This is a genomic window from Nocardiopsis nanhaiensis (assembly GCF_054778635.1).
On sequence record NZ_BAAGZJ010000139.1, the window covers coordinates 1 to 10604 of the forward strand.

Annotated in this window: 6 protein-coding genes; 1 reads left to right on the plus strand and 5 read right to left on the minus strand. The window is 72.6% G+C overall.

What is annotated here, in order from left to right; genetic code table 11:
• Window positions 1–160: 160 nt before the first annotated feature.
• Window positions 161–433, minus strand: coding sequence for a hypothetical protein (locus ACYVD1_RS33850; RefSeq protein ID WP_460778563.1), 273 nt, complete (start codon window positions 431–433; stop codon window positions 161–163).
• Between the two features lie 257 nt (window positions 434–690).
• On the opposite strand from ACYVD1_RS33850, the gene ACYVD1_RS33855 reads away from it, so the two are divergent.
• On the plus strand, window positions 691–1269 hold the full coding sequence (locus tag ACYVD1_RS33855; RefSeq protein WP_460778564.1) for a rhodanese-like domain-containing protein: 579 nt from the start codon (window positions 691–693) through the stop codon (window positions 1267–1269).
• A gap of 53 nt (window positions 1270–1322) precedes the next feature.
• Here the strand turns inward: ACYVD1_RS33855 and ACYVD1_RS33860 are convergent, their stop codons facing one another.
• The 4 genes from ACYVD1_RS33860 to ACYVD1_RS33875 form a co-directional block, all read right to left on the minus strand.
• The gene (locus ACYVD1_RS33860) at window positions 1323–4187 is read right to left on the minus strand and encodes an ATP-binding protein (RefSeq protein WP_460778565.1); all 2865 of its coding nucleotides are present in this window, start codon (window positions 4185–4187) and stop codon (window positions 1323–1325) included.
• Window positions 4188–4249: 62 nt separating this feature from the next.
• Window positions 4250–7132: a helix-turn-helix transcriptional regulator gene (locus ACYVD1_RS33865; RefSeq protein ID WP_460778566.1), complete on the minus strand. Its 2883-nt coding sequence runs from the start codon at window positions 7130–7132 to the stop codon at window positions 4250–4252.
• 147 nt (window positions 7133–7279) lie between these two features.
• The gene (locus tag ACYVD1_RS33870; protein ID WP_460778567.1) at window positions 7280–10258 is read right to left on the minus strand and encodes a helix-turn-helix transcriptional regulator; all 2979 of its coding nucleotides are present in this window, start codon (window positions 10256–10258) and stop codon (window positions 7280–7282) included.
• Window positions 10259–10302: 44 nt separating this feature from the next.
• A partial coding sequence (locus ACYVD1_RS33875) for a response regulator transcription factor (RefSeq protein WP_460778568.1) occupies window positions 10303–10604 on the minus strand: 302 nt, incomplete at its 5' end.

A 10604-nucleotide genomic window follows, 5' to 3' on the forward strand; every position in this document is an offset into this window, starting at 1 on the left:
GAAGCGGGTCAAGGTGGAGCGCCACTGACGCGCGAAGCGCTCGATGGCGACGACCTTGAGGCGCGCAGCGGAGACGGCCACCATCAAGCGGCAGGAAACGGGGAAACCACCCGCACCAGCAGGGAAACCCCGCCCCCGAATTCTCCGCAGAACATATGAGTCAGCGGTGCTGCCCGTACTGGGGACCTGCGTGCGGCTGCTGCTGGGGATGGGGCTGGGGGTGCTGGTGGGCCTGCGGCCCGAGCTGCTGCGGGGACAACTTCACCACGAGCTGACGGAGGACCATAGCCAAATCGTGCTGGCCACCGACGATGCCGCCGATCATCAAAGCCATGGCAGCCAGCGCCATCCCGATCGGGTTCTCCTGGTCAGCTGAGTAGAAGAAGGTTCCGACAGCCATGAGGCCGCCGACGATGAGGAAGAGGTATTTCATGGGTGCGAACCATAGCGCACCCGCGTGGACCGGAGCCCGTGGTCTCGGGGGTCTGGCTGGTTCCGGCCACGGCCCCGCTCGCCCCGGGTCAGCATCAGCCGATTCGCCGGTCACTCCGGTATTCCCGAAGTCGGTGACCAGCACGTCACATACCCCTGGGGGTAGTATTGCCTACCAGGGTGGTCGACTAATCCACTCAGGCCCCTCCAGCCGCCCTGCCCTGACCTTGCCCGACTCCACCTCCGGGAGCCACACACATGAGCAAGACCGTCGACGTCTCCACAGTACGAGCACAGGTCGACAGCAACTCCGCACCGCTACTGGTTGACGTGCGCACCCCAGCTGAGTTCGAGAGCGTGCGCATCCCCGGCGCGGTCAACCTCCCCCTGAGCGATCTCAACACGCACGCCGAGCGCGTGTCCAGGGACGCCTCCGAACAGATCGTCCTGGTGTGCCAGTCCGGCCCGCGCGCCGAGCAGGCCCAGAACGCCTTGGCCGCCGCGGGACTGACCGACTCCGTCGTGATGACCGGCGGGATGAACGCCTGGACCGCCACCGACGCCCCCGCCGTCCGCGGCCGGGAACGCTGGGCCCTGGAGCGCCAGGTGCGCCTGGTCGCCGGTTCCCTGGTGCTGGTCTCGGCTCTGGTCGGCCTGGCGTGGACCCCCGCCCTGTTCGTCGCCGCCTTCGTGGGCGCCGGTCTGACCTTCGCCGGTCTCACCAACACCTGCGGTATGGCCCACCTGCTGGCCAAGCTTCCCTACAACCAGCCCGCCGGCTCGGTGGACGTCGAAGCTTCCCTCGCCCGGATCAGCCGGGCGGGTTCCCGCGCCTGAGCCGCGCGGCCAGCTGGCCCCTCGCGCCACCGCCCGAGCGAGGCCGAGCCGAACTAGGCGAGGCCGAGCTCTCGGGCTTTGGCGACGGCGGCCGTGCGGTTGGTGACCCCCAGCTTGCCCATCAGGTTGGTGACGTGCACGCTCACCGTCTTCGCGGAGATGAACAACGTCTCGCCCACCTCCCGGTTGCTCAGCCCCTTGGCCACCTCCGCCAGAACCTCGGCCTCGCGCGCGGTCAGCCCGGAGGGGAGCACGGACGGCTCCGCGGGGGCGGGGGCGCCGCCGAGGGCATCGCGCATCTCGCCCACGAACTGGCGCACGCGATGGACGTCGAACCCGGCCAGCACGGTCTCGGCCCGGTCCAGCAGCTCCCGCGCGTAGGCGTGCTCACCCGCGGCGCGGGCCGCCCAGAAGGCGCCGTACAGGTTGCGGACCAGGCCCGTCCGGTCGGCGCGTTCGGCGAGGGAGAGCGCCTCCTTCCAGTGGACGAGTGCTTTGGCGGGGTCCGGCTCCAGGAATCCCCACGAGGTGTTCCAGACCATCCGGCCGATGGGTGCGACCGGCCAGTCGTCATCGCCCAGCACGGGCGGAAGGCGCACCGCCAGCTCCTCCGCCAAGGATGCGTCCTCTACCGTGCCCCGGTGGCGGAGCCTCCAGACGAGCTCGGCGGAGATACTGATCCCGGTGAAGCTGAACTTGGTCTGGGAGAGCAGCCCGATGTCGGCCTCGCCCTCCAGTACCAGCCGTGCCGCTTCCTCGAGGCGCTCACCCGGCCCGTACATGAGCAGGCGCATTTCGGCGAGGTAGAGGCTCATGTACTCCATCGGTGTGGAGGTGGCCCTGGGCATGAGCTGGACGAAGGTGTCGATGGCCCGCCGCGCCGCTTCCCATTCCCCCGCCACGACGAGGAAGTCGGCGAGCAGGGCCTGCCGCCGGGCCTCATCCCGGTCCTCGGACAGCGGGAAGCGGTCCAGCATCCGCCAGGCCTCGTCGAGCCTTCCCAAGGAGTGGAGCAGCCCGGCCGCTCCGGTGCTGTAGCCGACCCCCTGGCTGCGCAGGACGCCCAGTTCGGCGCAGCGGTCGAGGATTTCCAGGCTGCTACTGAGTGCGTCCTCGACACGCAGGCGGTAACGGTAGTGGACGCCGATGTTGTTGAGGCCGCGCAGCTCGACTTGGATCTCGCCGAGTTCCCGGGCGATGCGCACGCCCTCGCCCAGCATCTCCAGGGATGCGTCGGTGGCGAACACGTCCCCGAGGCTGCCCAAGGTGATGAGCGCGTCGGCCTCACTGGCCCGGTTCCCGCCACGGCGGGCCTCCTCGACCGCAGCCCGGGCGGCCTCCCCGGATTCCGAGCTCCGTCCCAGCAGCATGAGCACCGAAGCGGTCGTGGCGCTCACCGCCGCCCGCTCCGGGTGACCCTCGGGCAGGAGGGCCGCGGCGGCGCGCAGGTCGTCCAAGGCCCCGTTCCGCCCCAGGTCCTTGTAGGCCCAGGCCCTGGCGACCAGCAGTCGGGCCGCCAACTCGGGTTCCGTGCTGGGATCGAGCTCGGCGAGCGCCTCGGTGGCGTGGTCGACCGCCCTGCGCAGACTGCCCGCGACCTGCGCCGCCCGGCAGACCTCCAGTAGGAGCTCGTCGTGGGACACGTCCAGCCGGTCGGCGGCGTCGGGGACCAGTTCCCACAGCTCCAGGACCCGTTCAAGCAGTTCCAAGTGCTCGGGGTGGGCGGCGGAGGCGGCGGCGTGGTCGGCGGCCTCCCAAGCGGCGGTGAGCGCCCGGGGGTGGTCGTGAGCGGCGTAGGCGTGGCGGGACAACTGGGCGACCGTCTCCGCGCGGGACAGGCCGGGCACCCCGGCGCCGAGCACCTCCGTGTAGCACCGGTGGGCCCGCACCCGCTGCCCCGGCAGGAGCTCGGCCTTGACCGCCTCTGCGAGAAGCGCGTGCCGGAACACGTACCCGGTGTCTGTGGCACGCAGGACCCGGGCGTCGACGGCCGCGCGCAGCGCCTCGTCCAGGTCGTCCTCGGAGATCCCCGAGAGGTCTGCGACCTCGGCGAGCAGGACGTGCTCGACCCGGTCCCCCGCCACCGAGGCCAGGCCGAGGACCTTACGGACCGGCCCGGGCAGGGGATCGACGGCCCGCAGCAGAAGCTCCCGGGGCCCGTCCGGGAGCGCGGTCGAGGGATCGGGCTCGGACAGGAACGACTCGACGAACAGCGGGTTGCCGCCGCTGCGCTCCAACAGCAGGTCCGGATCGGTGCTGCTGTGCCCCAGGGCGGCGGCCTGCTGGGCGACCTCGCCCCGGGAGAAGGGGGCAAGGTCCAGCCGCGAGACCCTGGGCAACCGCTCCAGCTCGGGGAGGAGGCGGCGCAGCGGGTGCGTGCGGTGCAGGTCGTCGGAGCGCACCGACACCACCAGGTGCACCGGGGCGGTGTCCAGGTTGCGCAGCAGGAAGACCAGCAGGTCCCGGGTAGAAGCGTCCGACCAGTGCAGGTCCTCCACCACCACGACCAGGCCGCCGGGCCTGGACCGCTCCTCCAGGAAGGTCAGCACCGCCTCGAACAGGCGGGCGCGGCTCTCCTCGGTGGCCGCGGGCGCCGCACCCAGCCCCGGCACCAGACGGGCCAGCTCACCCCCGGCGGCGTCCCCCACCCCTCCTTCGCGCACCAGCTGGCGCAGCACCGACGCGAACGGCGCGAACGCCACACCCTCCGTACCCATCTCCAAGCAGCCGCCGACAGCGCTGCGGGCCAACGGGGTGCGCTCCAGGTACTCCGCGATCAGCCGCGTCTTGCCGATCCCCGCGTCACCGCGGATCAGTACCGACCTCGACTCCCCCTCCCTGGCCTGCGCGGCATCGGAGAGGAGATGGCTGAGGTGCGGTTTCCGGCCGACGAGGGCCGGGGAATCCGAAGAGGGCATAGAGGTCAGTATGCCGAAACCCGGCCGTTCCGCGGCCGACCGCGCAGCCGCTCCCGCCCCGGCTATCCGAGGCCCAGCTCCCTGGCCTGGGCCACGGCGGCCGTGCGGTTGGTGACCCCCAGCTTGCCCATCAGGTTGCTGACGTGCACGCTCACCGTCTTCGCGGAGATGAACAGCGCCTCGCCCACCTCCCGGTTGCTCAACCCCTTGGCCACCTCCACCAGAACCTCCGCCTCGCGCGCGGTCAGCCCGGCGGGGAGGGCCTCCGGTGCCTTCGAACCCGGAGCCGACCGGAGCGCCTCGCGCATCTCGCCCACCAACCGGCGCACGAGGTGAACGTCCAATCCGGCCAGTACGCCTTCGGCCCGTTCCAACACGTCCCGTGCCCTCCCCGTCTCGCCCGCCCCATGGGCGGCCTGAAAGGCCTCGTGGAGAAACACCGTGTAGTCGAACCGGGTGGCCCGTTCGGCCAGCGGCAGAGCCCGTTCCCAGTGGACCCGGGACCGGTCCGGATCCGTCTCCAGTAAGGCCCGGCAGCTGTGCAGGGCCAGCTCCCCCATCGGCCCGGTCGGCCAGTCATCCCCCGACAGCACCCGCAGCAGGAGCCCGGCGATTTCCTCGGCCAGCTCGTGGTCTCCGGGTGCCCCCCTGCGCCGCAGCCGACAGACCACACTCGCCTGCTTGGGCAGGCCGCTGACGCTGATCCGGACCCGCGAGACCATACCGACATCGGCCTCCCCCGCGAGGATCAGCCGGGCCGCCTCGGTCAGGCGTTCCTCCGGGCCGTAAAGCAGGAGGAACAGCCGCGAGTAGTACTGGGACATGTACTCCAGAGGTGAGGACGTGTCCTTGGGCAGCAATCGGCCGAACTCGTCGATCGCCTCTTGGACGGCTCTCCAGTCACCCTCCAGCATGTACAGCTGGGCCAGGAGCGATTGGCGGCGGGCGCCGTCGCGGTCCGCGGCCGTCGCGTTGGCGCGCAGCCATTCCCACGCCTCGTCAAACCGCCCGAGAGCGGTGAGCGCGGCGACCATCCCGTTGACGTACCCCTGCCCTTGGCTGCGAAGGACGCCCAGTTCGGCACAGCGGTCCACCGCCTCCTGAGCACGGACCAGCCACTCGTCGTACTCGAGCCGGGTGCTGTGGCTGCCGCCCAGGTTGTTGATCCCGCGCAGCTCCACCGTGACGTCACCCAGGTCCCGGGCGATACGCAACCCCTCGAGCTGCAGTTCCAGGGCCTCGTCGGAACCGGTGACGTCCAACAGGCTGCCCAGGGTGATGAGCGCGTCGGCTTCGCTGGTCCGGTCGCCGCTCCGGCGTGCCTCCTCGACCGCGGCGCGACTGGCCTCCTCGGCCTCCGGGCCATGCCCCTGCAGCATGAGGACCGAACCGGTCGTCGCGCTCACCGCCGCCCGCTCCGGATGCCCCTCGGGCAGGAGATCGGCGGCGGCCCGCAGGTCGTCCAGGGCGGCGGTACGGCCGAGTTCCTTGTACGCCCAGGCCCGGGCGACCAGCAGCCGTGCCACCGTCTCCGGCTCGGCGGCCGGGTCGAGCTCGGCGAGCGCCTCGGTGGCGTGGTCGACCGCACGGTGGAGACTGCCCGCGAACTGCGCCGCCAGGCAGACGCGCAGCAGGAGTTCGCTGTGGGACAGGTCCAGGAGTTCGGCGGCGCCGGGGACCAGCTCCCACAGCTCCAGGACCCGCTCCAGCAGCTCCAGGTGTTCGGGGTAGGCGGCGGAGGCCGCGGCCCGGTCGGCCGCCTCCCAGGCCGCGCTCAGGGCTCGGGGGTGGTCGTGGGCGGCGTAGGCGTGGTGGGACAGCTGGGCGACCGTCTGAGCACGGGGCAGGCCGGGCACCCCGGCGTCGAGTGCTTGCGCGTAGCGGCGGTGGGCGCGCACCCGCTGGCCCGGCAGCAGGTCGCCCTTGACCGCCTCGGCGAGCAGAGCGTGCCGGAACACGTACCCGGTACCGGTGGTGCGCAGGACCTGGGCGTCGACGGCCGCGCGCAGCGCCTCGTCCAGGTCGTCCTCGGAGATCCCCGAGAGGTCTGCGACCTCGGCGAGCAGGCCGTGGTCGACCCGGTCCCCCGCCAGCGACGCGAGGCCCAGGACCTTGCGGGCGGTGGCGGAGAGGGGTTCGACGCGACGCATGAGCAGTGCCCGGGGGCCGTCGGGCACGGTGCCGCTGACCGGGTTGGCCAGGAAGGACTCGACGAAGAGCGGGTTGCCGCCGCTGCGCTCGTACAGCAGGTCCAGGTCCGCGGGTCCCAGGCCGGTGCCGTTCAGGGCGGCGGCCTGCTCGGCGACCGCGTCCCGGGAGAGGGGCCCGAGGTCGAGGCGGGTCACCCTGGCGAGCCGTGCCAGCTCGGGGAGCAGGGGCCACAGCGGATGGGTGCGGTGCAGGTCGTCGGTGCGGACTGAGACCACGAGGTGCACCGGGACGGCGCCGAGGTTGCGCAGCAGGAAGACCAGCAGGTCCCGCGTGGAGGCGTCCGACCAGTGCAGGTCCTCGATGACCAGGCTGAGCCCGTCCGGCTTCGCGCGCTCTTCGAGGAAGGTGAGCACCGCCTCGAACAGGCGGGCGCGGCTGTTGTCGTCCGCCCCGGACAGCGCCGCGGGGGTCTGCCCCAGCCCGGGGAGGAGCCGGGTGAGCTCGCTCCCGGCTTCCACCGTCTCACCGTCCCCGCGGACCAGGTGGCGCAGGAGCGCGGTGAAGGGTGCGAAGGCGATGCCCTCGGTGCCCAGCTCCAGGCAGCCGCCCAGCGCCGCGTGTTCCAGGGACGTGCGGTCCAGGTACTCCTCCAGCAGCCGGGACTTGCCGATCCCCGCGTCACCGCAGAGCAGGACCGCCCTCGACTCCCCCTCCCTGGCCTGGGCGGCGTCGGAGAGAAGGCGGTCGAGGTGCGGTTTCCGGCCGACGAGGGCCGCGGGCTCCGAGGGGGACATAGAGGCCAGTATGCCCAACGGGGCGTGTTCGGCGGCGAGGTCAGGGCCTCGGTTGCGTTGCGGTCGGCCGGGTCAGTCGCGGGGCGGCCCCTGCTGGTGGCCGGGTTTCTGACCGGGCTGATGGGAGTGCGGGGGCTGGGGCCGGGATCAGAGCAGCCCGAGCTCGCGGCCCTTGGCCACGGCTGCGGTGCGGTTGTCCGCGCCGAGCTTGGCCATGAGGTTGGTCAGGTGCACGCTCACCGTCTTGGCGGAGATGAACAGCGCCTCGCCCACCTCCCGGTTGCTCAGCCCCTTGGCGACTTCGGCCAGGACTTCGGCCTCGCGCGGCGTGACCCCGGAGGGCAGGGCGGCCGGGGCGGCCCGGGGAGCCTCCGGCTCGGAACCCGGCTCCAGCAGGGCGCGCAGATCGGCGAGTTCCTGCCTGAGCAGGAACACGTCGTCCTCGTCCGCCAGGCGCTCGTAGCGCTCCAGCAACTCCCGTGCCCGGACGTCCTCCCCCACCTCGTACGCGGCGCGCAGGGCCCCGCTCAAGCTGGTGCTGAGCAGGCCCCAGTGATGGGCGGACTCCGCGACGGGAATCGCCTCCTCCATGTGGGCGAGTGACTCGACAGGGTCGGTGGCCAGGAAGCCGAGCAGGATCCGGCGGCCCAACAGACCCAGGGATGTGATCTCGCCCCGGTCGTGCCGCAGGTTGGCGCCGAGTCTTTCGGTGAGGAACTCGGCCAGACGGGCGGCCTCGGGGTCGCTCAACCGCCGCAGCCGGGCGACCAGTTCACCGACCACGGCCAGCCCGTGGAAGTAGAAACGGCCCGAGTCCAGCATGCCGATGTCGGCTTGGCCCTCCTCCACCACGCGGGCCGCCGCGATGAGTTCGCCCCGGCACATACGCAGGTACATGGCGGAGTAGTAGTAGTTGAGGTACTCCATGGGAGTGGAGACGTCCCTGGGCAGCAGCCGGACGAAGGTGTCGAGGGCTTCCTGTGCCTGCTGCCACTCGCCGCGGAAGGTGCAGAGGAGGGACATCAGGGACCGGACCCGGGCCTCCTCGCGCTCCTGGCCGTGGGGGAACAGGCGCAGCAGCTCCCACGCCTCCCCGGTCCGGCCCATGTTGTTGAGCTGGCTGGCCATCGCGCTCGCGCAGCCCAGCCCCTGGGTGCGCAGCACCCCCAGCTCAGCGCAGCGCTCCAGCCCTCGCTCGGCTGCCCGGTAGGACTCCTGCAGGCGCAGGTCGTGGGCCAGGTGGGCCGACAGGTGGCGCCAACCGCGCACCTCCAACTGCACCTGACCGGTCTCCTGAGCGATCCGTACCACGCGGCGCAACAGGTCCGCGTCGGCCGGGCCCCGGACCGACCGGCTGGCCGGCCAGCTGGCCGAACCGTCGGCCGGGTCGGTCCCCAGCGAGTACCCCTTGTCCCAGAGGGAAGCCAGGGAGGCAAGGGTCATGAGGGCGTCCACCTCGTTGACCCGGTCGCCCGCCCGCTGTGCCACACCGACCGCCCGCCGCGCCGCCTCTTCCGCCTCCTCGTCGCGGCCCAAGAGCATGAGGACGGTGGCGGTGGCGGTGGCCACCGCCGGGCGTCCGGGGTGCTCCTCAGGCAGGAGCTCGTCGGCGGCGTGCAGGTCCTCGAGGGCGTCGGAGCGGCCCAGGTCCTTGAGGGCACGCCCGCGGGCGAACAGCAGCCCGGCGGTGAGTTCGGGTTCGGCGGCGGGGTCGGTCTCGCGCAGCCCGGCGGAGGCGTGCGCGACCGCGCGGCGCAGGCTCCCGGAGACCTGGGCGGCCAGGCAGGTGCGGCGGAGCAGTTCGCCGTACGGCAGGCCGAGGCGTTCGGCGGCGTCGGGCACCAGCTCCCACAGCTCCAGGACCCGTTCGAGCAGGGCGAGGTGCTCGGGGTGGGCGGCGGTGGCGACTGCGTGGCCGGCGGCCTCCCAACCGGCGGTGAGGGCACGGGGGTGGTCGTGGGCGGCGTAGGCGTGCCGGGCCAGGTGGGCGGCCGACTCGCCGGAGGTCAGCCCGGGAAGGCCCTGCTCGGCTGCGTCCGCGTAACGGCGGTGGGCGCGTACGCGCTCGCCGGGCATGAGGTCGTCGAAGACGGCGTCGGCGAGCAGCGCGTGCCGGAACACGTACCCGGTACCGGTGGTGCGCAGGACCCGGGCGTCGATGGCCGGGCGCAGCGCCTGGTCCAGCTCGTCCTCGGAGAGTCCCGAGCGGTCGGCGACCTCGGCGAGCAGGACGTGGTCGACCCGGTCTCCGGCCACCGAGGCCAGGCCGAGGACTCGGCGGGTGGCCTCCGGGAGGGGTTCGACGGCTCGGAGGAGGAGTTCGCGGGGGCCGTCCGGGAGCGCCGTGCCGAGTGGGTCGGGATCGGACAGGAAGGACTCGACGAACAGCGGGTTGCCGCCGCTGCGCTCCAACAGCAGGTCCGGATCGGTGCTGCTGTGCCCCAGGGCGGCGGCCTGCTGGGCGACCTCGCCCCGGGAGAAGGGGGCAAGGTCCAGCCGCGAGACCCTGGGGAGCCGTTCAAGGTCCGGGAGGAGGCGGCGCAGCGGGTGCGTGCGGTGCAGGTCGTCGGAGCGGACGGAGACCACCAGGTGCACCGGGGCGGTGTCCAGGTTGCGTATCAGGAAGACCAGCAGGTCCCGCGTGGAGGCGTCCGACCAGTGCAGGTCCTCCACCACCACGACCAGGCCGCCGGGCCTGGACCGCTCCTCCAGGAGGGTCAGCACCGCCTCGAACAGGCGGGCGCGGCTCTCCTCGGTGGCCGCGGGCGCCGCACCCAGCCCCGGCACCAGACGGGCCAGCTCACCCCCGGCCGTACCCGCTGCTCCACCACCTGTCACGCCGTCGCGGACCAGCTGGCGCACCACGGACGCGAACGGCGCGAACGCCACGCCCTCCGTACCCATCTCCAAGCAGCCGCCGACAGCGCTTTGGGCCAGCGGGCTGCGCTCCAGGTACTCCGCGATCAGCCGCGTCTTGCCGATCCCCGCGTCACCCAGCAGCAGGGTCGCGTGCGAGAGGCCTCCCGCCACCCCCGCGGCCTCGGTCAGGAGCCGGTCCAAGTGCGGGCCCCGGCCGACGAAGGCGGGCGTCGGAGCGTGCCCGGAGGCGGAGTCGGAGGGGGACATGGCGCCCAGTATGCCGGGGAGGGGCGGCGGGCGCTCCGGCCCCGTCACACCAGCCCCAGTTCGCGGCCCCGGGCCGCGGCGGCGGTCCGGTTGGTGACCTCCAGCTTGCCCATGAGGTTGGTGACGTGCACGCTCACCGTCTTGGCGGAGATGAACAGCGCCTCGCCGATCTGCCGGTTACTCAAGCCCTTGGCCACCTGGGTCAGCACCTCCGCCTCGCGCCGGGTCAGACCCATCGGCAGGGGCACCTCAGCGGGATCCGCCGCCGGGGGCGGGAGCGGCCCGGAGGCGAGTTCGGCGTGCGCGGGGGCGGCGGGTGCGGCGGGCGGCTCGCCCGGGTCCGGCA